22 protein-coding genes are annotated in these 25,500 nt (G+C 47.9%); 17 read left to right on the top strand and 5 right to left on the bottom strand.

The annotated features are described in order from the left end of the window. Positions 1–6: 6 nt before the first annotated feature. The 4 genes from HP548_RS13325 (at position 7) to HP548_RS13310 (ending at position 4,439) form a co-directional block, all read left to right on the top strand. Positions 7–1,107, top strand: a complete 1,101-nt coding sequence (locus HP548_RS13325; protein WP_343054838.1) for a glycosyl hydrolase family 8 — start codon at positions 7–9, stop codon at positions 1,105–1,107. 114 nt (positions 1,108–1,221) lie between these two features. Continuing rightward, positions 1,222–2,097, top strand: coding sequence for a diguanylate cyclase domain-containing protein (locus tag HP548_RS13320; RefSeq protein ID WP_076287317.1), 876 nt, complete (start codon positions 1,222–1,224; stop codon positions 2,095–2,097). A gap of 162 nt (positions 2,098–2,259) precedes the next feature. Then, the gene (locus HP548_RS13315; RefSeq protein WP_175381938.1) at positions 2,260–3,555 is read left to right on the top strand and encodes a glycosyltransferase; all 1,296 of its coding nucleotides are present in this window, start codon (positions 2,260–2,262) and stop codon (positions 3,553–3,555) included. Between the two features lie 155 nt (positions 3,556–3,710). Continuing rightward, complete coding sequence (locus tag HP548_RS13310; RefSeq protein WP_099857927.1) at positions 3,711–4,439, top strand: class I SAM-dependent DNA methyltransferase; 729 nt, start codon at positions 3,711–3,713, stop codon at positions 4,437–4,439. 115 nt (positions 4,440–4,554) lie between these two features. On the opposite strand, the gene HP548_RS13305 is transcribed toward HP548_RS13310, so the two are convergent. Both HP548_RS13305 and HP548_RS13300 read right to left on the bottom strand, forming a co-directional pair. Further along, positions 4,555–5,334 carry an ABC transporter ATP-binding protein gene (locus HP548_RS13305; RefSeq protein ID WP_099857928.1) on the bottom strand — a complete coding sequence of 260 codons (780 nt, stop codon included), beginning with the start codon at positions 5,332–5,334 and terminating at the stop codon, positions 4,555–4,557. Positions 5,335–5,419: 85 nt separating this feature from the next. Further along, positions 5,420–6,646, bottom strand: coding sequence for an MFS transporter (locus HP548_RS13300; RefSeq protein ID WP_099857929.1), 1,227 nt, complete (start codon positions 6,644–6,646; stop codon positions 5,420–5,422). Between the two features lie 117 nt (positions 6,647–6,763). Here HP548_RS13300 and HP548_RS13295 point away from each other — a divergent pair, with 117 nt between their 5' ends. From HP548_RS13295 to HP548_RS13255, 9 genes are all read left to right on the top strand, one after another. Then, positions 6,764–7,657: a helix-turn-helix domain-containing protein gene (locus tag HP548_RS13295; protein WP_175381937.1), complete on the top strand. Its 894-nt coding sequence runs from the start codon at positions 6,764–6,766 to the stop codon at positions 7,655–7,657. Between the two features lie 470 nt (positions 7,658–8,127). Continuing rightward, positions 8,128–9,045, top strand: a complete 918-nt coding sequence (locus HP548_RS13290) for an ABC transporter permease (protein ID WP_063565906.1) — start codon at positions 8,128–8,130, stop codon at positions 9,043–9,045. A gap of 29 nt (positions 9,046–9,074) precedes the next feature. Next, on the top strand, positions 9,075–9,956 hold the full coding sequence (locus HP548_RS13285; RefSeq protein WP_175381936.1) for a carbohydrate ABC transporter permease: 882 nt from the start codon (positions 9,075–9,077) through the stop codon (positions 9,954–9,956). A gap of 54 nt (positions 9,957–10,010) precedes the next feature. After that, positions 10,011–11,606, top strand: a complete 1,596-nt coding sequence (locus HP548_RS13280) for an extracellular solute-binding protein (RefSeq protein ID WP_175381935.1) — start codon at positions 10,011–10,013, stop codon at positions 11,604–11,606. Between the two features lie 32 nt (positions 11,607–11,638). After that, entirely contained in the window at positions 11,639–12,622 is a 984-nt protein-coding gene (locus tag HP548_RS13275; protein WP_175381934.1) for a LacI family DNA-binding transcriptional regulator, read from the top strand. Between the two features lie 44 nt (positions 12,623–12,666). Next, complete coding sequence (locus HP548_RS13270; RefSeq protein WP_175381933.1) at positions 12,667–13,779, top strand: glycoside hydrolase family 88/105 protein; 1,113 nt, start codon at positions 12,667–12,669, stop codon at positions 13,777–13,779. Next, positions 13,776–14,861 (top strand): pectinesterase family protein, encoded by a 1,086-nt coding sequence (locus HP548_RS13265; RefSeq protein WP_175381932.1) that lies wholly within the window; start codon positions 13,776–13,778, stop codon positions 14,859–14,861. The genes HP548_RS13270 and HP548_RS13265 overlap by 4 nt, the downstream gene beginning before the upstream one ends. Before the next feature lie 370 nt (positions 14,862–15,231). Then, positions 15,232–16,803, top strand: a complete 1,572-nt coding sequence (locus HP548_RS33725; RefSeq protein ID WP_217504701.1) for a chitinase — start codon at positions 15,232–15,234, stop codon at positions 16,801–16,803. After that, positions 16,804–18,903: a glycosyl hydrolase family 18 protein gene (locus HP548_RS13255; protein ID WP_175381931.1), complete on the top strand. Its 2,100-nt coding sequence runs from the start codon at positions 16,804–16,806 to the stop codon at positions 18,901–18,903. A gap of 248 nt (positions 18,904–19,151) precedes the next feature. Here the strand turns inward: HP548_RS13255 and HP548_RS13250 are convergent, their stop codons facing one another. Both HP548_RS13250 and HP548_RS13245 read right to left on the bottom strand, forming a co-directional pair. Next, complete coding sequence (locus HP548_RS13250) at positions 19,152–19,997, bottom strand: aldo/keto reductase (protein ID WP_175381930.1); 846 nt, start codon at positions 19,995–19,997, stop codon at positions 19,152–19,154. 200 nt (positions 19,998–20,197) lie between these two features. Further along, complete coding sequence (locus HP548_RS13245) at positions 20,198–21,397, bottom strand: MFS transporter (RefSeq protein ID WP_175381929.1); 1,200 nt, start codon at positions 21,395–21,397, stop codon at positions 20,198–20,200. A 163-nt stretch (positions 21,398–21,560) separates the two neighbouring features. Here HP548_RS13245 and HP548_RS13240 point away from each other — a divergent pair, with 163 nt between their 5' ends. From HP548_RS13240 to HP548_RS13230, 3 genes are all read left to right on the top strand, one after another. Further along, the gene (locus HP548_RS13240; protein ID WP_063567750.1) at positions 21,561–21,956 is read left to right on the top strand and encodes a winged helix-turn-helix transcriptional regulator; all 396 of its coding nucleotides are present in this window, start codon (positions 21,561–21,563) and stop codon (positions 21,954–21,956) included. Next, a complete protein-coding gene (locus HP548_RS13235) occupies positions 21,953–22,630 on the top strand; it encodes a TIGR00266 family protein (RefSeq protein WP_076287331.1) in 678 nt (225 codons plus the stop codon). The genes HP548_RS13240 and HP548_RS13235 overlap by 4 nt, the downstream gene beginning before the upstream one ends. Positions 22,631–22,729: 99 nt before the next feature. Continuing rightward, the gene (locus tag HP548_RS13230; RefSeq protein ID WP_099857938.1) at positions 22,730–23,191 is read left to right on the top strand and encodes a MarR family winged helix-turn-helix transcriptional regulator; all 462 of its coding nucleotides are present in this window, start codon (positions 22,730–22,732) and stop codon (positions 23,189–23,191) included. A gap of 96 nt (positions 23,192–23,287) precedes the next feature. Here the strand turns inward: HP548_RS13230 and HP548_RS13225 are convergent, their stop codons facing one another. Then, a complete protein-coding gene (locus HP548_RS13225) occupies positions 23,288–24,262 on the bottom strand; it encodes an aldo/keto reductase (protein ID WP_175381928.1) in 975 nt (324 codons plus the stop codon). 113 nt (positions 24,263–24,375) lie between these two features. On the opposite strand from HP548_RS13225, the gene HP548_RS13220 reads away from it, so the two are divergent. Continuing rightward, complete coding sequence (locus HP548_RS13220; protein ID WP_175381927.1) at positions 24,376–25,407, top strand: LCP family protein; 1,032 nt, start codon at positions 24,376–24,378, stop codon at positions 25,405–25,407. Positions 25,408–25,500: the final 93 nt, after the last annotated feature.

Below are 25,500 nucleotides of genomic sequence, written 5' to 3'. Positions count from 1 at the left end.
CAGGTCATGAACTGGAGAAGACTGGTGTGGTTGGTCATACTGGCGGTTGGTATCGCGGCAGCATGGATTATTTTTATGAAGGAGCGGTTTGTGATGAACGATCCATCCCCGACAGCTTCTTTTGTACAGAAACATATGACCAATTCGAATGGCACACTGGCCACCTATCTTCAGGATGCTTCGTCAGTAGATCCAAATATTGTTGCAGGTCGGGAGGCTTTGTCTGAATCCATCGGACTGTGGATGCAATACGCCGTAGCCAAGAACGATCAGGTGTTATTTGAGCAGAGTTATGATCTCTTAAAGACCTATTTCCTGATGCCTCAAAACTATATTGCCTGGAAGCTGGATACGGAAGGGAAGTCTCATGTGACCACCAATGCGCTTGGCGATGATTTTCGAATCGTTGGGGCATTATTGAAGGCGGCAGATCAATGGGAGCAGGGCCGGAAGGAGAAGCTGGCAACAGCCAATCATATTGTCCGTACACTTACGCAGTCCGTTCAGACCAAGGGGTATTATGTTGATTTTCACGATTTCGCCAATGGACATTCACCGGATATATTAAGTCTGGTTTATGTTGATCTGCAGGCGCTGCAAGCGATGGAAGAGCATGAAATGCTGGAACCAGGAACCTATACCAAATACGAATCTCTGCTGAAAAGCATGCCGGATGACGGCATATTTTACCCTAAAACCTTTAATGTTGAAACGAAAGAATATACATATGATGATACGGTCAACCTGATCGATCAGCTAATTGTCGCCAACCATTTAACGGCAACCAACCGGACGCCGGACAAGCTTATTTCTTTTCTGAAAACTGAATTCAATACCCGTCATCAGTTGCCGGGCCAATATAAACGTACGGGGCGTACACCCGCCGTATCCTATGAATCTCCATCCGTTTATGGACTCGCCATGCTGCTCGCTGTTCAAACAGGTGATCCAAAATGGGCCAAACAGCTGTATAACCATATGATCACCTTGCGCAGTCTGGATAACGCTTATCCAGGAGGGTACGTATTTGATGGCGATACACATATGTTTGATAACCTGTTCCCTTTGCTTGGTGAGACTGAATTACAAAAGTTTCTTGAAAAATGATAATTCTGTCATTTTATGTGTTTAATATTGTGTTAGCATAATATTTGTCTATTCATGTCGTAATTTGTTGAATTCTAATGATCACTATTAAATTCTACTGGAGAGAAGGTACTTATGAGGAATAAAGCACCCATTCGTCGTATTGCATGGGGATATGCCAGTTTGATCGGATTAGCCGTGATCCAGCAACTCGTTGTCTATCTTAAAATTTATATGAATCAGAGTTATACCACACTGGATGTGGTGTTTAGTATCGCAACGCTCGGTGCGCTGGTTCTTGGTTTTGCGATACCTGTCGGAGTGTCTGTCGTCGCCGGATTTGTATATCTGGTCTCTTACTTTGTCTGGCTTGTTACCTATGCAGATGTGAATGTGCTTACGTTCTCATGGTGGCTATTAATTCCGGCTAATGTGGCTGTGGCTGCTTTTATTAAGGCAAGTCTTGTGCGCAGTGCCCGTGTCATGGAACGTCTGCAGGAGCTGCAGGAACGTAATCCGCAGATTGATCCGGATACATCCTTGGGCAACAAGGAAGCTCTTACCGATACGGTCATTAAACAAAGCAATCTTGCCAGACGTTATTCGGAGCAATATGGGTTCAGCATGGCCATGTTCAAGATTGATTTTTTGCCATTGGTACTGGAGTCACTTGGTTCCGTAAGATATGCACAGTTTCTGCTGGAGCTGTCCAATACGATCCAGAAGCAAATACGGTATGAGGATTACAAGTTTTATGTGGATCGGGGACGGTTTGTGATCATTTGCCCGATGACCGATGTGGGGTACTTGCCAGTGCTTACAGGACGGATCAAAAAAGCGATGATGGATCTGCAGATGATTGATAAAAAAGGAAATGAACTACAGACGGTTATTCGATCCGGTGCATTGGTATTCCAGAAGGAACAGTTCGGCAAGTATGAGGATATTGATGCTGTTATTGCCGCGCTGGAACGGAACACGGAGACAGATCTCATTGGAGAGTATATCTAAAACTAGCGTGAAAGGAGAGATGCTCTGTGGACTACATGTCATGGTTCATCCCGATTTGTATCGCCGTCAGCTGTATGTTCGCGGTTTTTACAATTGTATTAACGATTGCCACTCTTCGCTTTCGATCCAAGGTGATTCGTAAGTACGATCGGAGGAAGGTAAGTGGCTGATTTTATATTACTACTATCCATATTTAGTATATGGATTGCCGTATTTGAATCGATAGTCATTATGGCTGGAGCCGTTCGTTTTATTCAAAAACAGGACAAAAAAGGGATTCAGATTCCTAAAAACATGGATCATTATCCAACCGTAACCGTCATGGTACCTGCACATAATGAAGGATTGGTTATTGTAGCTACCGTGGAGCATATCCTGCGTCTAAATTATCCTGAAGATAAGGTTCAGGTCATCGTTATTGCGGATAACTGCACGGACGATACAGCGGAGAAGCTGCGGACATTTCTCAGCCAAACCAGTTATATACATCGGAATGTGACCGTTATGGAGCGTAAGGGTACGGGAGGCAAGTCTGGTGCGTTAAATGACGGTTTGGAGATATCCACGGGTGAGTGGATTTGCATCTTTGATGCAGATGCTGCCCCTGAGCGAAATTCCCTGATGTTTCTGACACAGAAGTCGTTGGAAAACCCGGAGCAATACGGTGTCGTATTTGGCAGAAATAAAGCAAGGAACCGGGGGCAGAACTTCCTTTCCAAATGCATTAATCTGGAGATTATCACATCTCAACGAGTCTACCACACAGGGCTGTGGGAATTATTCCAGCTCGGTTCCATTCCGGGGACTAATTATATTATTAAAACGGAGCTGATTCGTGAGATTGGCGGCTGGGATGTTACCGCGATCACGGAAGATACGGCTTTATCCTTTGAGATTTTGAATCGAGGGCAATTCGTTGCCCTTGCGCCCCAGGCAGAAGCCTACCAACAAGAGCCGGAAAAGGTCAGCGTGTATATGAAACAGCGTGAACGATGGGCAAAAGGGAACTATCAGGTTGTTTTGGATAATATCCATAACCTGTTCAACCGGTCCAGCTGGCGTAACAAGTTGTTGGTTATCTATTATGCGGTCAGTTACTTTTGGTTTATGCTGGCCATCATTGTATCGGATATTATCTTTCTCGTTAATCTGGTTTACCAGATCATTGCGATGTTCAAACCGGGAGTGAGTTCACCGTTCCAATTTGCCGGAGATGCGTATGTATTTCTCGTCATTGGATGGGCGTTTATGTACTTTATATATGTATTGCAGATCAATCTTGCACTCGCGGCAGACATTGGACAGAGCAATACTCGTAATTTCATATACGCCTGTGTATCCTATTTTACGTATGCGCAGCTGTTTATTCTCATCTCGATCAAAGCCTTTTACTCTTTGGTCATGGACAAGATCAAGAAACGTGAGAGCAAATGGTACAAAACGCAGCGCTTTGGCTGAGCCAGTATAACGAAAATTTACTAATGCATAGGGCTGTCTGCTGGATTATTTCGGGCAACAGCCTTTTTGCTGTAGAAACCTATGCCGATATTCTGTATAATCTTCCAGGCTGAATATGAGAGCTGGCTTCATTCCAGTAACGGAGGGGTTGCGCAATGATCGAACGGGGATCGGATTTTTACGACGATGGGGCCAATTTCGAGAAGTATATGGAACGCCGGCAGTGGCAGGAGAATGCCAATGATACGTTGGAGAAGCCTGTAATGCTGGAGTTAGTCGGAGACGTTGGGGGCAAGAGCATATTGGATCTCGGCTGTGGTGATGCGAGGTTCGGAGCAGAACTGTTGGGTCCCGAGCACCGTGGTGGCAGTTATACAGGAATTGAAGGTTCATTGAATATGATTCAGGTTGCCCATGAATCGATAAAGGGTCAGAACGCCCAGATTGAGCAAGCGTATATGGAAGATTGGAGCTATCCCGCAGATACATATGATCTGGTCATATCCAGACTGGCGATTCATTATATTGAGGATGTGGACAGCCTATTCCGCAAGGTATACCACACGTTAAAAGAGAATGGCACATTCGTATTTTCGGTAGAACATCCTGTGATCACGTCGACGCTGCAGCCTTCGGGGGTCCGAACCAACTGGATTGTCGATCAGTATTTTGTGGAGGGATTTCGGGAGCAGCAATGGCTTGGAGGTACGGTGAAAAAAATGCATCGCTCCATCGAATCCTACTATATGGCATTACAGCAGGCAGGATTTCAAGTACAGCATCTGCGGGAATCGGCGCCTCAGCGTCAGCATTTTGTGAACGAGGAGACGTACCTGCGCAGACAGCGGATTCCGTTGTTTTTATTCCTCTCTGCCCGGAAATAGTACACAGAATACTGTGGATAATTCATAATATAGCCAAACAGCCCAAAAACCTGTCCACATGTGGATAAGATTTTGGGCTGCTTCGACTGTTCTGACTGTGAATAGATATAGAAAATTATTTATCCGATGCTCTGACATAGACACGTTCTCCATGCCGGTCCACATCCACAGGTGCTTCAAAAAAGTTACTCAGTACGTCTTTGTTCATCAACTCGCTGGTTAATCCGCTATTCACGATCTCGCCCCGTCGGAGCAGCAGGCTGTGACTGAACACAGGCAATATTTCCTCCGTATGATGAGTCACGTAGATGAGCGAAGGGGTATCCGGCTTCTGCGTCAGCTCACTGATACTTTCAAGTAGCCGCTCTCTGGAGAACAGATCGAGTCCATTACAGGGCTCGTCCAGGATGAGTACACGCGGGTTAGCCATCAGGGCTCGGGCAATGAGCAGCTTCTGCTTCTCCCCCTGAGAGCAGGTACGGTATTCGCGATCCCACAGATGCTGACAGCCGAGTGTATGCATCAATTCTCGTGCCTGATCCAGGTCCTCGTCTGAAAGTTTATCGTACAGTCCGATGGTGGCGTGTTTGCCGCTGATCACGACATACTGGGTGCGGTCGGTGCCATACAATTTCTCCTGAAGGGAGGAGCTGACCCAGCCAATCGACTTTCGCAGCTCACGCAAATCTACATCCCCGTAACGGTGTCCGAGCACGGATATCGTACCTTCTGTGGGCCAGAGATATCCGGTGATCATGTTCAGGAGTGTGGTTTTACCGGAACCATTCAGGCCAAGCAATGCCCAATGTTCGCCTTCGTTTACATGCCAGCTGACATCGTGCAGCAGGGTGATTGGTCCCCTTTTCCAAGTAACATGCTGTACATCAATGATCATGGGTTATTCCTTCCTTCTAATTAGCCTCTGTCTCGATTATCCTGACCTTATTGTAGTCACAAAACGACTGACGTTTCAATGCATATTAGGCGTTTCTTGGCCGATCCCGGCGCAGGAATACAGCACACACCCCGAGCAGCGGCAAAAAAGAACATAGCTTGATGACGAATGAAATGCTGGTCACATCAATCAGGGAACCGAGCACAACCGAACCGAGTCCCGCCATGCCGAACGACAGGCCGAAGAACAATCCCGATACCGTCCCAATATGACGCGGCAGCAATTCCTGTGCGTAGACAATGATGACACTGAAGCCGGACATTAGAATCAGACCGATGATGCCGCATAATACCATGGATAGAGCAGGTCCCGCATAAGGCAGCAACAGTGAAAATGGTGCAGTACCCGCGATGGAGAACCAGATCATCGGTTTACGTCCATAACGGTCAGCCAGTGGGCCGCCGAGCAAGGTTCCAACCATACCCGCAAATTGCAGAACGAACAGGCAAATCTGTGCCTGCGAAAGAGGTAGGTTATACGCATCCGCGTAATAAAAGGCATAGTACCCGGTCATACCGGCAATATACACGAATTTGGAAAATAGCAGCAGGATGAGAATACCCATTGTAAAAGCGATAAATCCCCGACTTAAGGGCTGGGCAGTAGGCTGCACAATGCCATTTGCCTGTACAGACTGTTGCTGACGGCTGCGATTATCCGCCAATTTGTCTCTATACCAACGGCTAACGGAAGACTGGATAACGATCCCGATTAGGGCAAAAGCCATTAGCCACAGAAAACTAAGCTGTCCATGCGGGAGCAGGATAAAGGCAACCAGCAACGGGGCGAGAGCCTGACCTGTATTGCCACCGACCTGGAAGATGGACTGTGCCATTCCACGTCCTCGACCTGCCGCCAGATGGGCGACGCGTGAGGATTCAGGATGCAGGATGGATGAGCCTATCCCAATCAATGCTGCGGAGACAAGCAGCATCCATAACTCAGAAGACAAGGCAAAGCCGAGAACACCGATCAGGGAGAACAACATGCCTGCGGGCAGTAGGATTGGCATGGGCTTGCGATCAGACATATAACCGACCAGCGGCTGTAGAACCGATGCGGTAATATTCAATGTGAAGGCAATCCAGCCCATCTGGGCGAAACTGAGCTGCATGGTCTGCTGGAACAGCGGAAAAGCAGACGGAACAACGGTCTGCATCGCATCATTCAGCAGATGGGCGAAGCTGACTCCGGCAAGCGCCCAATTGGCGGAGTGATTGATTTGCATTTTGCTTACAGCGGCTTGTGCCACGGGAGATCACCTCGAATTATTTTTTACCATGATAAAAGATACGGACAGATATTGTCTTTGTGAAAAGTGCTTGGAAAGTGAGCACGATTTGCTATAATGTCAGCAGGTGAGGAAACGATGGAATTAAATATGATGCTGAATGGATTGGAATTGTGGAAGGCCTCTGGCGGATTCGCCAATGAACCCCATGTGCATGATGATTGGTATCAGGTTACGTTGCCTGTAAGAGGACAATGTCATCTGGTGCAGGAACAACATGCTTATCCACTACAAGCAGGACTAGGGATTATTGCACATCCCCGGATGGAGCACTTTTTCGAGATTGGTTCGGATTCGGCGGTTATCGTTATCAAGTTTCGTAATCCGCCAGTTGGCGGCTTGGAGGATTCAGGGGGGCAAGGGGTGCAGACCGAATTTCGGACTACGCAAACCTTCGATCCTGCTGAAATTAGCAGACTGTTTCGAGGCTGGAATGCCATTTTGCTGGACGATGCGCCTGAACCATTGCGGATACAGGAAGCAGAGCTTGCAGTAGAGACATATCTTAGACGGATGCTGACTGGTCAACCGGATGGGAGTAACCTGACGCTGGCAACCGCAGGAATAGGTGTGGCGGGGAGCGTGGGGACCGGTCTGGTTTATGGGCAGCTTCAGAATCTGTATCAGCAAACAAGCAGCCACGGCAGCGCGTTCATCGACCCCCATCTGCGGCGCGTGCTGGAGTATATACACAGTGACTATACAAGTCCAATGGACGTTGAATCGATGGCGGCGGTTGCGCACCAGAGCAGATATCATTTTATGCGTTCCTTCAAGGCACTGACAGGTTCAACGCCGTATCAGTACGTGTTGAATTTGCGTGTGGAGGAAGCCACCCGACGACTGCGCCATACAACAGATTCTGTGACCACCATCAGCTTTGGGCTGGGGTTCTCCAATGTCAGTCAGTTCTACAGGGCGTTTCAGCGCGTGACGGGTGTAACACCGATGGAGTATCGAAACCAGATGTAGAAGCCGAAGAGGTTGAAACCAAGGGTGAACGTTTCAAAAATAAAACAATCCTGCGCTGCGCCAGAAAGCTGGCTTAGGCAGGACAAGAACCGGGCAGAACGAAATACGTTCATTGCCCTTTTTTCGCGCATTTTTTGCCCGCTAACATGTCTCCCAGATCGGCAACAGCATGTAGACCTCTTCGCAAGCAAACACTGATTTTTGTTGTTGCCAAACCAGTTGGTCTTTGCTAAGATGGGAAAAATAGTTTTTGTAAGCGTATACATTTGGTGTAAAATTACAACGTTGTAATTTTGGTATTGTGTTTATATCTACGTATTCAAGCGTTTGTTATTTGTTGTAATATTCTATTTGGAAAGGGGTTTTATGAATTATTTGTTTAAGGGAATGAACTGAATTGTGCATGAAGTGGTATGTTTATGCCCAAAAATTCAAACGTTGTAATTTTAATGCGAAGGGGAGTCTAAAAGGTGAAGAATCGCATGTCCACGCTGTTCAGCCTGATCAAACGGGATAAGTATTTGCTGCTGATGTTCTCACCCATTTTTCTGTATTACGTCATCTTCATGTATGTTCCCATGCCGGGTATGCTGCTGGCCTTCCGCAATTTCATGCCTGGGCAGGGAATGTTCAGCGGGGAATGGGTGGGCCTAAGGTGGTTTGATCAGTTTGTGAATTCCATCTACTTCTGGAGGCTGCTGCGCAATACGTTTTTGCTCGCCTTCCTGCCGCTCCTGTTTGGCTTCTCCATCCCCATTCTGTTCGCCGTCTGTATTGTAGAAATCAAGAATCAGACGTTCAAGCGGTTCGCCCAGACCGTCACCTACCTTCCGCATTTCATCTCGACCGTCGTTGTCGCGGGCATGATTATTAACTTCCTGTCACCCACGGACGGGATCGTGAACACCCTGATTGCCAAGCTCGGTATGGAGAAAGTGAACTTCATGATGGATGCCGGATGGTTCCGAACGATATTCACCAGCTCCGATATCTGGCAGAGCTTTGGCTTCAGCTCCATCATCTACATTGCGGCCATTATGGGCATTGACCCCGAAATGTACGATTCCGGCAAAATTGACGGCGTCAACAAATTCCAAGAGCTATGGCACCTGACACTTCCCAGCATCAAGCCAACGATTGTCATCCTGCTGCTCCTGTCGCTTGGCGGCATTATGAGTGTAGGCTTCGAGAAAGTATATCTGCTCTATAACGGCGCTACCTATGAGACTGCAGACGTGTTATCTACCTACGTGTACCGGATGGGGATTGAAGGACAGAACTACGGATTTGCGACAGCCGTCGGCCTGTTCAACTCTATTATCACCTTTGTGCTTGTGTTCGCGGCTAATACGATGACCCGGCGTCTGACCAAGATGTCACTCTGGTAAGACCACATCCCGACCCAAAGGAGACCTGTATGCAAAAATCAAGAAGTGACCAGTTATTCTATGGATTTGTCTACCTGCTGACCATATTGGCAGTCGTCGTTACGCTGTATCCTTTTCTGTACGTGATCAGCATTTCATTCAGCTCAGTTGATGCGATCGACAAACAAAAGGTTGCGTTGTGGCCGGTAGGATTCACTTTGTCCGGGTACAAAATGGTGCTCCAATACCGGGAGTTGTGGGTGTCCTTCTATAACACCCTGTGGTACACCGTTATAGGTACTCTCCTGAATATTGTTGCTACGTGCCTCGCAGCATTTCCGTTATCCAGGCAGCAATTTTTCCTGCGCAGAAAGCTAAACTTTTTCATTGCCTTCACCATGTATTTCTCGGGTGGACTCATCCCGGTTTACATGCTGATTACGTCATTGGGGCTATATAACACCCGCTGGGTAATGGTGCTCCCTGTGCTGGTCATTACGTTTAATGTCATGATCTGCCGCTCAGCCTTTGAGGGAATTCCGAATGAAATCTTCGAAAGTGCAAGCATAGACGGGGCCAATGAACTGACGATGCTGTATCGTCTGGCGATACCCATTATCAAGCCAACGCTTGCCGTGCTGACGTTATATTACGCCGTATTCCACTGGAACAACTTCTTCTCAGCCCTGTTATATCTGGGCAAACAGGATATGCAGCCTTTGCAAATGTTCCTGCGCAGGGTGCTGATCATGGCATCACCGGAGGTCATGCAAAAAATGGGCGGCACAATGACCACGGGCGCGCTCGCGGTGTCCACACTTCAGGTTCGGTATGTGTCGATTGTGGTCAGCATTCTGCCAATCGTTACGATCTACCCTTTTATCCAGCGGTACTTCGTCAAAGGGATTACCCTCGGAGCCGTGAAAGGATAGCCTTATCGTCACCATGCATTACCCAAGGTTGTTCATAATAAGGAGGAATAACGGATGATAATCAGAGGGGCCGGAATAAAAAGTGTTCTCGCGGTGATTCTTGCTATCAGTCTCGCCGGATGCAGCAGTAGTACAGGAGCAGGGGGAGATAAGGGCAGTGCTTCACCAAGCTCGGAGCCAGCGTTCAACTACACAGGGGCAGGTCCGGTAACGGACCAGAAAGATGCCAAGCTGTCGATTCTCGGGACCAACGCATGGACGACCAATGTGGATCTCTCAACTGCGGGAATTGTGAAGAAAATTGAGAGTAATGCCGGGGTAACAGTCGATTGGGATCTCATTCCGCCGCAGAATTATGCAGATGCAGTGAATCCAAGGCTTGCGGCAGGAACAGGATTGCCAGATATCGTCTATCTGCCGGATCAGGATAAGCTCATGAAATACATTAACAGTGGTCTGTTTATTCCGCTGAATGACCTGGTGGAGAAGTATGGTGTGAATCTCAAAAAAATATACGACAAATCCCCCTCCGTCAAAGCCAGTTTAACGACGCCTGATGGTAAAATGTATTATGTTCCGCAGCAAACGCTTACGAAAAACTACATGCCCTTGTTTATGGTGAATGAACGCTGGCTGAAGAAGCTGGGATTGAACGAACCTGCGACACTGGATGAGTTCACAGCGATGCTGCGCAAATTCAAGACAGACGACCCGAACGGTAACGGCAAGGCGGATGAAATACCGTTGTCCATGGAATCCAAGTTTGTGCCGATGGCATTTGGTCCTGCTTTTGGTCTTGATCTGTCCAATCAGTTCTATGCGGATGACCAGGGTAAGGTACATTTCAGCTATTATGAGCCTGCCTACAAGGAATATCTCACATACCTGAACGGGCTGTACAAAGAAGGACTGCTCGGGGTGGACTATGCCAGTACCACAAGTGATCAGGTGACCTCTCGCATCTCGCAGGATGTAACCGGAGCCACGTTTAATTTTAGCTGGTACATGTCGATGGTCTACAGTCCGTTGTTCAAAGATTACGATCCGGTGGAGCCCATCTTTAAAGGCATTCTGCCACTGAAAGGACCGCATGGAGACCAGTTTTATATTGGACGTACGCCTGTGAGTGGAATTTTTGGAATCTCCAAAGATAGCAAAAATCCGGAGCTCGCCTTCCGTTTCCTGGATTATGCGGTTAGTGAAGAAGCGCAGACGTATTATACGTGGGGAATCAAGGACGATACGTACACCGAAGAGAATGGCGTGAAGACATTCACGGACAAAGGCAAAGATAATGACTATATCCAGAAACTCGGCATTGGTCCCGTGAATCTACCGAACATTCAGTCTACCGATTCGGCGGATTCCGTTGTGGCCGAATGGCATGCCAAGCTCGACAAGGAATTGGAGCCTTACATCCACGAACCGTTCCCATTTGTATATGCTTTGCCAGATGAGGCGAGTGTAGAGAGCATGTCCATGCCGGATATTACGACATATGTGGAAGAGATGAACTTCAAATTTATAAGCGGAGATGCTAGTCTGGATCAGTTTGACAGTTATATTGAGACTTTGAAAAAAATGAACATTGAGCAGGTTATTGCCGGCAGACAGGCGCAATATGACCGGTATAAGGCTGCACAGCAATAAGCTTCCCAAGGGTTGAGAGGTGTTGATTGATTTTGATAACCATTAAGGACATTGCCAAACTGGCGGGAGTGAGCTACAGCACGGTATCCAAGGCGCTAAACGGTGATCCCCGCATCAAACCGGCGACGCGGCAGAAGGTGCTCGCGGTTGCGGAGAAGCATCAATATCGAAAAAACATTATGGCACAGCAGCTTTCCACCGGCAGAAGTAACATTATCGGCTTTGTTCTTGATGAACTGAGCAATCCGCTGTTCTCGAATATTTCGGGCAATCTGCACGCGGAGCTGAAGAAGCGGGGATACCAGATGATTTTGGTCGTCGCGGATGATGGGCTGGATGTCTTCAGCCAGCTTCGCGTGGATGGATGTATCCTGTGGGATTATGCTCTGGACAATCGGGATGCCTTCTGGAAAAAATTCGCGACACTCAACATGCCATGTTTTGTGCTTGGTACAGATGAAGCCCCGAATTCCCCTTACATCAAGATTGACCGGAAAGAAGGTATATACAAAGCGGTTGAGCATCTGAAATCACTGGGCCATAGCCGAATTGGTTTCATTGGAAACTCCCAAAATATCAAGCTTGAAGGGTATCGGGAAGCGTTGTTGCGCACAGGCCTTAATTTTGATCAACGCCATGTGCTGCCTGCATATTCCTCTTGGGAGGACGGGTATTTTGCCATTCGGAATTATACGTTTGAACCTGATTCACCAACGGCATTTATTGGCTTGAACAACCTGGTAACTCGAGGTGCATTGCGGGCTTTGCTGGAAGCTGGCTACAATGTGCCAAATGATATCTCGTTAATCGGTTATGATGATCTGCCGGATATGCAGTATGCCGAGGTGGCGCTAACAACTATTGGCCCACCACTGGATGAACTGGCAGCACAGGCAGCAGAATTGATCGTATCGTTGATCCGTGATGAGCAGGTGGACTATCCGGTGATTATCCAACCGAAGCTGAATCATCGCAACTCGACGGCGATTTGTCGGCAGCAGGTGTCTGAGTATTAATGATAGGCTGAGTACAACATTCAAGGTCCAGGGAGGGTTCTTTTATGCAGGTACAGACGCAGTTATCTTGGTCGGAGCGAATAGCGGAGATGATTTACCAGCAATGCGATGGAGAGGGCTATCATGTGTTTCCTTCGGAACGTTGGGCATATGTTCAGGGGATGACGTTAATGGCGATGTCACGCACTGGCAAGCAATACGGCAAGGACGAGTATGTTTCTTTTATGAAAAGACATATGGATCTGTATGTTCATGAGGATGGTTCCATCGGAACGTATTCCCTGGAAGAGTACAACCTGGATCAGATCAATCAGGGCAAGAACCTGTTCGAACTGCTGGATACCACAGGGGATCAGCGGTACGCTGAAGCTGCGCATCTGCTCGCCGCCCAGCTCGCAGGACAGCCCCGAACGTCGGAGGGCGGATTCTGGCACAAAAAAATCTATCCGTTCCAGATGTGGCTGGATGGATTGTATATGTCGTCGCCTTTTCTGGCGCAATATGCCAAGATATTTGACCGGCCTGATCTGTGGGATGAAGTGGCTCATCAGATTTTGCTAATCGAAAGCAAGACGCGTGATCCGCGCACGGGTCTGCTCTATCATGGCTGGGATGAATCGAAGGAGCAGATCTGGGCCGACTCCGTAACCGGATGCTCCGCACACTTCTGGAGCCGGGCGATGGGCTGGTATGCGATGGCGATCGTGGATAGTCTGGAGCACTTTCCGATTCATCATCCGAAACGGGGCACAATCATTGGCATCTTCGAGCGCATGTGTAATGCATTGGTACGTGTACAGGAGCAGGAGAGCGGGCTCTGGTTCCAGGTGCTGGATCAGGGATTCCGCAAGGGCAATTATCTGGAAGCTTCCGGTTCAAGCATGTTTGTGTATGCCATGGCGAAGGGCGTTCGCTTGCGCTACCTTGAGCCGCATTTCAGGCAGGCCGCAGAGAAGGGATGGCATGGACTGACGTCCCGTTTGATGGAAGAAACGGAGGAAGGCGTGAAGCTGAACGCGATCTGTCACGGGGCAGGGCTCAGTCTGGATCGGGATGGTTCATACAGTTATTATGTCGGCGAGCAGATTGTGAGTGACTCGTTCATGGGCATGGCGCCACTCCTGCTGGCCGCGCTGGAAATGGAGCGATTGTCATGAACAAACCTCTGTCACATGGATCAGATGTGGACCTGTACAGGAATGGTTACCTGGTTGCTGCAGACGGAAGCGGCGATTTTCCCACTATTCAGGCTGCCATTGATGCGATTCCGGCAGAATGCACTGAAAAGTATACGATTCGCATAAAGCCAGGCACCTATATTGAGAAACTGCACATCGAGAAGCCGATGGTCCACCTCGTTGGTGCGGGAGTCGATCAGACTATCATCACGTATGATGATTATGCGCTCAAGAAGTTCCCGAACGGGGAGTTGTATCATACCTTTCATTCGTACACGGCCTTTATTGGTGCAGATGATTTCACCGCTGAAGGACTTTCCTTCATCAACTCGGCTGGGCCTGGTCGTGAGGTGGGTCAGGCGTTGGCTGTATATGTGGATGGGGATCGGGCAGCCTTCCGGCATTGCCGATTTATAGGTCACCAGGACACGATCTTTACCGGACCATTGCCCGAGCAGCCGATTGACCGGAGTTTCTTCGGGGGACCGCGTGACGGGGCAGAGCGGCGGAAGCTGCGCCAATATTATGAAGATTGTTACATTGAGGGCGATGTCGATTTTATTTTTGGCTCGGCTACGGCAGTGTTCCAGGGCTGTGAAATCTTTGCGAAGAATCGGTTGAGTGATGCTGCTGCAGAGGGAGAAGTGAATGGTTGGATCACGGCTGCTTCCACACCAGAGGGCGCACGATATGGCTATGTGTTTATCGATTGTGACCTGACCAGCAACGCCCCCGCTCAGTCCGTATATTTAGGCAGACCGTGGCGTAATCATGCCAAAGTCTGTTTCCTGAACTGCTGGATGGGGGCACATGTGAAGCAGGAGGGCTGGCATAACTGGAACAAGACCGATGCGGAAGCAACAGTTGCGTACGTTGAATATCATAGTGCCGGACCTGGTGCAGGAAGTGTGATGGGGAGAGTTCCGTGGGCGAAAATACTCAGTGATCAGGAAGCGTCCGAATATACTGTTCCTGTTATTTTATCTGGTAATGATGGGTGGCAACCTTTCGAAGGTATGTTGTCATTTGAACTATCCTCCTCGAAGTTAAAACAAACTTAGGAATACATCCGTTAATTTATAAAATGAAAATAAAAAAGGCTGTCTATCAAGTCTCTTAATGACCTGATAGACGGCCTTTTTGCGCGGTATATTACATTTTTCGCCCCCCATAGAAATAATTTATCCCTTATCTCAATTGCATTTTACTGATTAAATACAGGGTGAGGATCTGTAAATTCCCTGTAAATTTGGATGATGTCTGCAAAAAAAAGAAAACGAGAGGGAAGGTCCATTTTGATAAAGAAAGGGAGTGAAACGATACTCATCGTCAGACGGCTTTATAAGCTCTAAGATTGCGGATCACATGTAAGTGCACCAGTGAAGCTTTGTTTGCAAGGTGAAAATAATCTGAATACAGGAGGGATTTTGCTTGAATCAAGCTGTTCGATTCCGCCCGGTCATTACATTCGCTTTGGCATTTCTTCTGATTATTACGTGGTTTGCACCAAGAGCAGACGCCGCTGCCCAGTGGCAGGCAGGCACCGCATACAAACAAGGAGATCTAGTAACCTATTTAAATAAAGATTATGAATGTATTCAGCCCCATACGGCTTTGACCGGATGGGAGCCCTCAAATGTTCCTGCATTGTGGAAATACGTGGGGGAAGGTACGGGAGGAGGAACTCCAACTCCAGATACGACACCACCTTCCGTTCCTGCAAGTTTAACCTCATCCTTCGTCACGGAGACATCGGTCAATCTTACCTGGAACGCATCCACGGACAATGTAGGTGTAACCGGATATGAAGTGTACCGGAACGGTACTCTCGCGGCGAACACTTCAACGACTACGGCTGTAGTAACAGGACTGACAGCCGGCACCACATATGTTTTTACAGTCAAAGCAAAAGATGCAGCAGGCAATCTGTCCGCAGCAAGCACCTCTCTCAGCGTTACCACTTCCACCGGATCTTCGAATCCTGGGCCTAGCGGCAGCAAATGGCTGATCGGCTACTGGCACAACTTCGATAATGGTTCTACCAACATTAAACTGCGCAACGTGTCAACAGCCTATGACGTTATTAATGTCTCCTTTGCCGAGCCGATTTCACCCGGCAGCGGAACACTCGCTTTTACTCCGTATAACGCTACGGTAGAAGAGTTCAAGTCGGACATTGCGTACCTTCAAAGCCAAGGGAAGAAGGTACTGATATCTATGGGAGGAGCCAATGGCACAATTGAGCTCACAGATGCGACCAAGAGACAACAGTTCGAGGATTCCCTTAAATCCATTATTTCGACTTACGGATTCAATGGTCTCGACATCGATCTTGAAGGAAGCTCCCTGTCTTTAAATGCGGGCGATACCGACTTTCGCAGTCCAACGACTCCGAAGATCGTTAACCTGATTAACGGCGTGAAAGCGCTTAAATCACACTTTGGTGCCAATTTCGTCCTGACCGCTGCACCGGAAACGGCCTACGTACAGGGCGGATATCTGAACTATGGTGGTCCTTGGGGGGCGTATCTTCCAGTGATTCATGCCTTGCGCAATGACCTGTCCCTGCTTCATGTGCAGCACTATAACACCGGTTCGATGGTGGGGCTGGATGGACGTTCTTACGCTCAAGGGACAGCCGATTTCCATGTCGCCATGGCCGAAATGCTGCTTCAAGGGTTTAACGTAGGTGGAAGCTCGGGTCCATTCTTTAGCCCTCTGCGTCCGGACCAGATTGCGATTGGCGTACCAGCTTCCCAGCAGGCGGCTGGAGGCGGCTATACGGCGCCAGCTGAGCTGCAAAAGGCATTGAATTATTTGATCAAAGGAGTATCATACGGCGGTTCCTATACCTTGCGCCAGCCGGCGGGCTATGCCGGACTCAAAGGCATCATGACCTGGTCAATCAACTGGGACGCGTATACGAATAACCAGTTCTCGAACGCACATCGTCCATTCCTGAATGGATTTAGCACGCAAAAGACAGAGGAGGTTGTGTATTAAATGATAAATTCAAATAAACACACTGTATTTAAGAAGACTGCAAAGTTTTTCCTTGGTCTGTCCCTGCTCTTATCCGTCATCGTACCTTCCTTTGCGCTCCAACCTGCTACGGCCGAAGCAGCAGATTCTTATAAAATTGTTGGTTACTATCCGTCCTGGGCTGCGTACGGGAGAAACTATAATGTAGCTGACATCGATCCGACCAAAGTGACACATATCAACTATGCATTTGCTGATATTTGCTGGAACGGCATTCATGGAAATCCGGACCCTTCGGGACCCAATCCTGTAACCTGGACCTGTCAGAATGAAAAAAGCCAAACGATCAATGTACCGAACGGAACAATCGTGCTCGGCGATCCATGGATCGATACGGGCAAGACATTTGCTGGGGATACGTGGGATCAGCCCATTGCAGGCAATATCAATCAGCTTAACAAGCTGAAACAAACCAATCCTAACCTGAAGACCATCATCTCCGTTGGTGGATGGACGTGGTCCAACCGCTTCTCCGATGTAGCCGCGACTGCTGCAACCCGAGAGGTCTTTGCTGACTCTGCCGTAGACTTCCTACGGAAGTACAATTTTGATGGGGTAGATCTGGACTGGGAGTACCCGGTATCAGGCGGACTCGATGGTAACAGCAAACGTCCTGAAGATAAGCAAAACTACACATTGCTCTTGAGCAAAATCCGTGAAAAGCTGGATGCGGCGGGAACTGTGGACGGCAAGAAGTATCTGCTTACGATTGCAAGCGGTGCGTCTGCAACCTATGCTGCCAATACGGAGCTTGCAAAAATTGCTGCCATCGTCGACTGGATTAACATTATGACATACGATTTTAACGGCGCTTGGCAAAAAATCAGCGCACATAATGCGCCATTGAATTATGATCCTGCGGCTTCAGCTGCTGGCGTGCCAGATGCCAATGCATTTAATGTGGCAGCCGGAGCACAAGGGCATCTGGATGCAGGCGTACCGGCCGCTAAACTCGTGCTTGGTGTTCCATTCTACGGTCGTGGCTGGGATGGATGCGCACAAGCAGGCAACGGCCAGTATCAGACGTGTACGGGTGGTTCTTCCGTTGGAACATGGGAAGCAGGCTCCTTTGACTTCTATGATCTGGAAGCCAATTACATCAACAAAAACGGGTATACACGTTACTGGAATGACACGGCCAAAGTGCCATATCTCTATAATGCGTCCAACAAGCGCTTTATCAGTTATGACGATGCGGAGTCCATTGGATATAAAACGGCTTATATCAAGAGCAAAGGACTCGGCGGAGCGATGTTCTGGGAGCTCAGCGGTGACCGTAACAAAACACTTCAAAACAAACTGAAAGCCGATCTGCCTACCGGAGGCACAGTGCCTCCAGTAGATACGACAGCACCAAGCGTACCCGGGAATGCCCGTTCGACAGGCGTGACAGCAAACTCGGTGACGCTAGCCTGGAATGCTTCAACGGATAATGTAGGCGTTACCGGTTATAACGTCTATAATGGCGCTAATCTTGCGACATCCGTCACCGGAACGACAGCAACAATTAGTGGACTTACAGCGGGTACCTCATATACCTTCACGGTAAAAGCAAAAGATGCGGCAGGTAATCTGTCTGCAGCCAGTAATGCTGTAACCGTAAGCACAACGGCTCAGCCGGGAGGCGATACGCAAGCACCAACTGCACCAACGAACCTTGTGTCCACCGCGCAAACGACATCCAGCATAACGCTGAGCTGGTCGGCATCCACTGACAATGTGGGTGTAACGGGTTATGACGTGTACAACGGAACGACACTGGCAACAACGGTAACCGGTACGACCGCAACGATTAGCGGGCTTACGGCGGATACCTCGTATACATTTACAGTAAAAGCAAAGGATGCGGCAGGCAACGTATCTGCAGCGAGCAACGCGGTAAGTGTGAAGACAGCCGCCGAAACGACGAATCCTGGTGTATCCGCATGGCAGGTCAACACAGCTTATACTGCGGGACAATTGGTCACATATAACGGCAAGACGTATAAATGTTTGCAGCCCCACACCTCCTTGGCAGGGTGGGAACCATCCAACGTTCCTGCCTTGTGGCAGCTTCAATAGTTAAAAATTGAAATACAACATTTTTAATTGAAGCGTGTAGTGTTGGCGAGCTTAGTTAATGGAAAGAGAATATGACACATGGATTGTTTCTCGGCGTTAAACAGAAATTGATAAGAAAAGGGAAGATCAAAAACCACCGGATCTTGATCCGGTGGTTTTTGGCTATGGTATGTCAAAGCAGGCTCCAACATGGATTTGCCCTACTTATTTTATCTGGAATTTTATACTGACATAATTAGAATCTTCAATTAGAAATCAAAGTTGTCCGGGTCAGGTCCAACGCGAACATCTTCGTTCAGAGCGCTAATACGCTCCATCTCATCATTGGACAATTCAAAGTCGAAGATGGAAGAGTTCTCAACGATACGTTTTTCCTTGGTAGACTTCGGAATAGTAATAACACCGTTCTGCAAGTCCCAGCGCAGGATGATTTGTGCTACCGATTTACCTTTCGCAGTGGCAATCTCGGTCAGGACCGGGTTGTCCAGAAGTTGACCCTGCATCAGCGGGGACCAAGCTTCCAATTGAATTCCGTTTTTCTCACAGAACGCTTTGAGCGGAGCTTGAGTCAGACGAGGGTGGTACTCCACCTGATTAATGGCTGGCTTCACTTCAGCATCCTGCAACAGATCTTCAAGGTGATGAATCTGGAAGTTACTGACGCCAATGGCTTTAATGCGGCCTGCTTTGTACAGCTGCTCCATCGCTTTCCATGCGCCTTTATATTTGCCTTCTTTTGGCCAGTGAATCAGATACAGGTCCAGATATTCCAGTCCCAGTTTGTTCAGCGTGACATCAAAAGCAGAAAGAGTTTCCTCATATCCGAGGTCTGCATTCCACACTTTAGACGTAATGAACAGTTCTTCACGTTTCAGATTATTCTCTTTCAATGCCTCAGCAATGGCTTGTCCTACACCGGATTCATTGCCATAGATAGCGGCTGTATCAATGCTGCGGTAACCGTGAGCAATCGCTTGTTTAACAGCCTCGATTAATTCAGATCCTTCTTCTACCTGAAATACACCAAGTCCGAACCAAGGCATATGAACGCCGTTATTTAAAGCTACTGTAGATTGTAAATGTTGTGCTGTCATGTGAAGTCCTCCTCATATTATGAATCAAAATGGTAGTAACGATGTAAACGATAAATCCTAGTATCCTTCATTAAGTCATAGTAGATTAAATTCGAATTAACGTATTATACTAGATTACAATAAAAGGCGAAACCGGTTCCGAGTTGTAGCTTCAACACTGGAAAGATACGTGTTTACGCTGATCTCTGACTGAACCTGTCTTACGTCTCTGATGGGGAATAGGGATCTTTACGATCAAGTGCTCTTGCCCAACCAGTTAGAAGAACAGCAGCCAGAACCATAATTGCACCAACCCATGTGGTATGAATCAGACCTATGGAATCTGTGATTACACCACCCAAATATGCACCAATAGCGATACCTGCGTTAAAGGCTGCGATGTTGAAGGCAGAGGCGACGTCTTTGGCTTGTGGAGCATAACGTTCTGCGAGCGTCACGACGTACATCTGAAGCCCTGGCACATTCATGAAGGCAAGCAGACCCATGCCGAGTATGGTGAGTAACGCTGCCAGCTTAAATGGAACTGTGAAATACAGTATGCCCAAAATGACGGTCTGAATGATAAACATATAGAAGAGTGCTCGGAGTGGATTGCGGTTGGCGGCTTTCCCTCCAATAATATTGCCGATAGCAATGGCGATCCCGTACAGCAGCAGAATTCCCGCGACCGTTTTCTCGGAATACCCGCTGATATCATGCAATAGTGGGGACAGGTAAGTGAATACCACAAACGTTCCCCCATATCCCACGGCTGTAATGGCAAAAGCCAGCAGCAACCGTCCGCCTGTCACCAGCTTCAGTTGTTCTCGGAATGCAGTTCGCGTTCCACGTTGCAACGTGGATGGCACGAGAAGCATGTTGCCGATGAAGGCCACAACACCTACGACAACGATAAGAATGAAAGCTGCGCGCCAGCCCCAGTTTTGACCGATGAGTGTACCCAGGGGTACGCCAGTTACTGTAGCAATGGTCAAACCAGAGAACATGATGGCAATAGCGCTCGCCCGGCGGTTTGCAGGAACCAGGTCTGCCGCAATGGTGGAACCAATGGACATGAATACTCCGTGTGCTAGAGCGGAGACAATTCGCGCAATGAGCAGCATGGTAATTCCACTCGAGAGCGCCGCCATGGTGTTACCAGCGATAAAAACAACCATAATGGCAAGCAGCAGCGTCTTGCGTGACACCGTTGACGTCAATGAGGTCAGAATCGGTGCCCCGAAGGTTACGCCTAATGCATATAAAGTAACGGTCAGTCCCGCTGTCGTTACGGAAATGCCCAGGTCATCTGCAATAAGGGGCAGCAGACCAACGCTGATAAATTCAGTGGTGCCGATGGCAAACGCACTGATTGCCAGCGCCAGCAGTGCCCAGGTACTGCGTTTTGAATCTTGTAGCATGTTTTGTTCAACTCCCCAGAATGTAGATTTACGTACCGGCAAATGCTATTATGAGTTATTCGACATAAAATGAATAGTACGTACTTTTTAGTACCCTACGTACTTTTTAGTGCCTATATAGCAATTGCTTTTATGAATAACAATTCCAGGGAGGACATTCAGCATGATCAGAAAGAAATATAATATCTCAGTTGAAGCAACGCTTGAAGTCATCGGTGGCAAATGGAAATGCGTCATCCTCTGCCATCTGACACACGGGAAGAAGCGGACTAGTGATCTCAAGCGTATTATGCCCGCAATTACGCAGAAAATGTTAACGCAGCAGCTAAGGGAGCTTGAAGATGACGGGATAGTGAACCGCATTGTGTATAATCAGGTACCTCCCAAGGTGGAGTATGAACTGAGTGAATATGGCCGAAGTTTGGAACCAATTCTGAATGCCCTATGTAACTGGGGAGATCAACATATAATTAAGGAATACGGAGACAAATTCTCTGTGTTGGAGGATAATGGGTTAAATGATTTTAACACGGACAATAAGGAGCTGATGAAGCCATGAACTATGAAATTCTATATGATGGTGCATTTGCGATGCTTAAAGTGCAATTGCAACGGGGAGAACGGTTCAAGGCAGAAAGCGGGGCCATGGTATCCATGACACCAACCGTTGAATTGAAGGGATCTGCCGAAGGCGGTATGTTTGCCGGATTTGGACGTATGATCAGCGGCGAGAAATTCTTTTTTCAGGAATTGACGGCTGCAGGCGGATCTGCGGAAATTCTGTTGTCACCCTCCAGTATGGGGGATGTGGAAGCAATTGAACTTGATGGTTCCTATTCGCTCTACGTACAGAAAGATGGATTTCTGGCCGGAACGGAAGGCATCCAGGTGAATACCAAAATGCAAAACTTGAAGAAAGGTCTCTTCTCAGGAGAGGGTTTCTTTATTATAGAGATCAGTGGGCGAGGAACAGTGTTCCTATCATCCTATGGTGCAATCCATGCGATCAATCTGGCTGCGGGTGAAGAAGTGATCGTGGATAATGCCCACTTGGTCGCATGGCCCAATTATATGGATTATCGCATTGAGAAGGCTTCACAAGGCTGGTTATCCAGCGTGACCAGTGGAGAAGGATTAGTATGCCGATTCCGTGGTGAAGGGACAGTCCTGATTCAGAGCCGTAATCCTCATGGATTTGGTCAATGGGTCAAGCAATTTATTCCTTCGCGCTAATGTTATCTGCTGAAAATGTACAATGTTGAAACGCATACGTTCCGACAAGCGTTATAAGAAATGATGAAGCTCAAGGTGTAATGATGGAGGTATATTGAGATGGAAAGCTCACGGTATAAAAATGCTCAGGAAAGTCCAGGATACTTGCTATGGCAGGTTACTACAATGTGGCAAAAGGAAATACGCAGGGTGCTCGAGCCTCTGGAATTAACACAACCCCAATTTGTATTATTGCATGCCTGTGTGTGGCTCAATGAACGCGACACAGAGGGTAAGGGAGTAACTCAGGTCCAGCTTGCGCAATTTGCCAATGTGGATGTTAACGTTACTTCTCAAGTTCTCCGTGCTCTTGAAAAGAGAGAGTTGATAACTCGGAAGCGTCATCTTACCGATACCCGTGCGAATATTATTACAACAACGCCGGAAGGAACTCGCTTGGCTCTTGAAGGTATTCATCTTGTTGAAGCCGCGGACAAGGTTTTCTTTGATAATATAAGTGATCGTAAGGACGAATACATGGAAATTATGCAGGAATTTATTCGATATAAAACAGATGTTTAAACCATAGAAAGATTTTTTTCTATGATTTATTAGACTACAATGTGTAGTGAAGTTGTACCTCCCGGGCTTTTTAGCCGGGAGGTTTTTTCTGTTGGTTCAATCCAACCGATAAGTCGCGAATGGCTTACCGTGACGGAAAGAGTCGCTGAGTTGATCGAGCTCGGAGATCATATCATCGCTCAGTTTCATGTCCAGGCTAGCCAGATTATGCTCCAGCTGTTCGGTACTCGTTGCCCCAACGATAACCGTTGAAACAGCAGGGCGGGCCAGTAGCCATGCAAGCGACAGGACACTTGGGGAGCAGCCATACGCCGATGCCTTTTCACTGATCTGCTCACCTAATTTAATATTGTGTTCCAACAAGAAACGATTGAAGGCTGGATCAGTATCCGCTCTGGAACCGGAAGGCACGCCAGCTTCACCATTGTATTTGCCTGTCAGAATGCCACCTGCGAGCGGAAAATACGGGATAATACCGACGCCTTGATCAAGGCACATCGGTACAAGTTCAAGCTCAGGCGTGCGATCAGCCAGAGAGTAGCTGGTTTGGGTCGAGATATAACGTACATATCCTTTTAGTTCGCTGGTACCAAGAGCTTTCATCAGTTCCCAGGCTGCATAGTTGGAAGCTCCGATATAGCGGACTTTGCCGGAAGTGACCATATCGTCTAATGTGCGCAGCGTCTCATCCAGTGGTGTATGCGGATCAAAGGTATGGATCTGATAGAGATCCACATAGTCCGTTTGCAGACGCCGCAGGCTATGTTCAAGCTCTTGCTGCAAATGATAGCGGGATGAACCGCGTCCATTGGGACCCTCATGCCGGGGAAGTCCGGCTTTGGTAGCAAGCACAGCGTTTTCACGTCTGCCCGTCAGGGCTTGTCCAATAATCCGCTCCGATTCCGTTCCGGCGTAGATGTTGGCGGTATCGATAAAATTGATTCCCTGATCCAGTGCCGCATGAATAATGCGGATAGAAGTGGGGTCATCCGCCCGTTTACCAAAGGCATTGGTACCGAGTCCAAGTGCGGAAACGCGCAGACCACTATTCCCCAAACGTCGATATTCCATCGTTCATCGCTCCTTCTGTGTCATTTCTTGTATAGCAGATTATAACGTAATCTATTGAAAACGTGTTATTAATATAGTTAAATGATTCTAAGACCGTTATTAAAGGAGATATGATGGAGAACAGTGCCGCACATTTAACCAGACGGAAGCCGAAGAAACCGAAGAAGAGATGGAAGAAACCTTTGATTATCATCCTGAGTACTTTGATTGTGCTGGGGGGACTTGGATTTATCTATCAAAAGCAACTCGTTGTGTTTGCATTTAATCTGTTTGCTTCGGAAACCGTAAAGGAAACGCTCGATGAATCCTTCAAGCCTGTTGGCGATAAGGATGCACCCGTTGTAGAACATACCGATCCATTCTCGCTGTTGTTGTTAGGAATTGATCAACGGGATAACGAACCAAGCCGTTCGGATACCATGATCTATTCTGTTGTGCGTCCGGAAGAAAATAAAGTGTTGCTGCTGTCGATTCCACGTGACTCCTACACCGATATTATCGGCCGGGATGTAAAGTCGAAGATTAATTCAGCCTATGCGCATGGTGAAGCCAAGATGGCGATGGATACCGTAGAGCATTTGTTGGAAAACAAAGTCGATTTTTATGCCGCGATTAATTTTAACGGACTCAAGGATATTGTTGATGCGGTTGGCGGTGTTGAATTGCCGATCAAGAAAAATATTGAGAACAAATTGAAAATCCATGAGAAACTGTTTGTTGAAGCGAACAAACCGATCTACAGCGGCGAAGAAGCGCTGGGCTATGTCCGTTACCGGGAAGATTCCGATTTCAATCGGACGATGCGGCACCGTCTTTTTCTAAGTGCTTTCATGAATCGTGCGCTTGAGGTCAAAAACCTGACTAAGATCCCGGACGTTATCCAAATCGCTGGATCGAATTTTACAACCAACATGAACTCGGATTTCATCGTGAAATTTGCCGAGTCTCTATATATGAAAGACAGCACGCCAACAATCAGCAATTACATGCTGAAGGGTGAAGGCGCAACGCGCAGCGGAACGTGGTACTATGATTTGTCAGAGAGTGATCTGCAATATGTGCGAACCCTGCTAGCGAACTGGCTGGACCCGGATACCACCGAAATTATGGAGCCGGAGACGGCGGATACGAAAGATCCGGCGTAAGCAAGTATCCAAGGCTCAGTAAGATGACCAGAAGTTGTATACATGTACAGAATGACTATATCAATGAATAGAGTCCAGGAAGCTGATGCTTCC

Origin of the sequence: Paenibacillus taichungensis (assembly GCF_013359905.1) — a bacterium.
Taxonomy (GTDB): Bacteria; Bacillota; Bacilli; order Paenibacillales; family Paenibacillaceae; genus Paenibacillus; species Paenibacillus taichungensis.
This window is presented reverse-complemented; position numbering and strand designations above follow the sequence as displayed.

What these genes read in the sequence shown, in the direction of transcription:
- HP548_RS13270 (WP_175381933.1), top strand. Translation starts at nt 12,667, where the DNA reads ATGCAGGTACAGACGCAGTTATCTTGGTCGGAGCGAATAGCGGAGATG.
- HP548_RS13310 (WP_099857927.1), top strand. Translation starts at nt 3,711, where the DNA reads ATGATCGAACGGGGATCGGATTTTTACGACGATGGGGCCAATTTCGAG.
- HP548_RS13265 (WP_175381932.1), top strand. Translation starts at nt 13,776, where the DNA reads ATGAACAAACCTCTGTCACATGGATCAGATGTGGACCTGTACAGGAAT.
- HP548_RS13240 (WP_063567750.1), top strand. Translation starts at nt 21,561, where the DNA reads ATGATCAGAAAGAAATATAATATCTCAGTTGAAGCAACGCTTGAAGTC.
- HP548_RS13225 (WP_175381928.1), bottom strand. Translation starts at nt 24,262, where the DNA reads ATGGAATATCGACGTTTGGGGAATAGTGGTCTGCGCGTTTCCGCACTT.
- HP548_RS13230 (WP_099857938.1), top strand. Translation starts at nt 22,730, where the DNA reads ATGGAAAGCTCACGGTATAAAAATGCTCAGGAAAGTCCAGGATACTTG.
- HP548_RS13245 (WP_175381929.1), bottom strand. Translation starts at nt 21,397, where the DNA reads ATGCTACAAGATTCAAAACGCAGTACCTGGGCACTGCTGGCGCTGGCA.
- HP548_RS13295 (WP_175381937.1), top strand. Translation starts at nt 6,764, where the DNA reads ATGGAATTAAATATGATGCTGAATGGATTGGAATTGTGGAAGGCCTCT.
- HP548_RS13250 (WP_175381930.1), bottom strand. Translation starts at nt 19,997, where the DNA reads ATGACAGCACAACATTTACAATCTACAGTAGCTTTAAATAACGGCGTT.
- HP548_RS13285 (WP_175381936.1), top strand. Translation starts at nt 9,075, where the DNA reads ATGCAAAAATCAAGAAGTGACCAGTTATTCTATGGATTTGTCTACCTG.
- HP548_RS13220 (WP_175381927.1), top strand. Translation starts at nt 24,376, where the DNA reads ATGGAGAACAGTGCCGCACATTTAACCAGACGGAAGCCGAAGAAACCG.
- HP548_RS13235 (WP_076287331.1), top strand. Translation starts at nt 21,953, where the DNA reads ATGAACTATGAAATTCTATATGATGGTGCATTTGCGATGCTTAAAGTG.
- HP548_RS13280 (WP_175381935.1), top strand. Translation starts at nt 10,011, where the DNA reads ATGATAATCAGAGGGGCCGGAATAAAAAGTGTTCTCGCGGTGATTCTT.
- HP548_RS13325 (WP_343054838.1), top strand. Translation starts at nt 7, where the DNA reads ATGAACTGGAGAAGACTGGTGTGGTTGGTCATACTGGCGGTTGGTATC.
- HP548_RS13305 (WP_099857928.1), bottom strand. Translation starts at nt 5,334, where the DNA reads ATGATCATTGATGTACAGCATGTTACTTGGAAAAGGGGACCAATCACC.
- HP548_RS13320 (WP_076287317.1), top strand. Translation starts at nt 1,222, where the DNA reads ATGAGGAATAAAGCACCCATTCGTCGTATTGCATGGGGATATGCCAGT.
- HP548_RS13255 (WP_175381931.1), top strand. Translation starts at nt 16,804, where the DNA reads ATGATAAATTCAAATAAACACACTGTATTTAAGAAGACTGCAAAGTTT.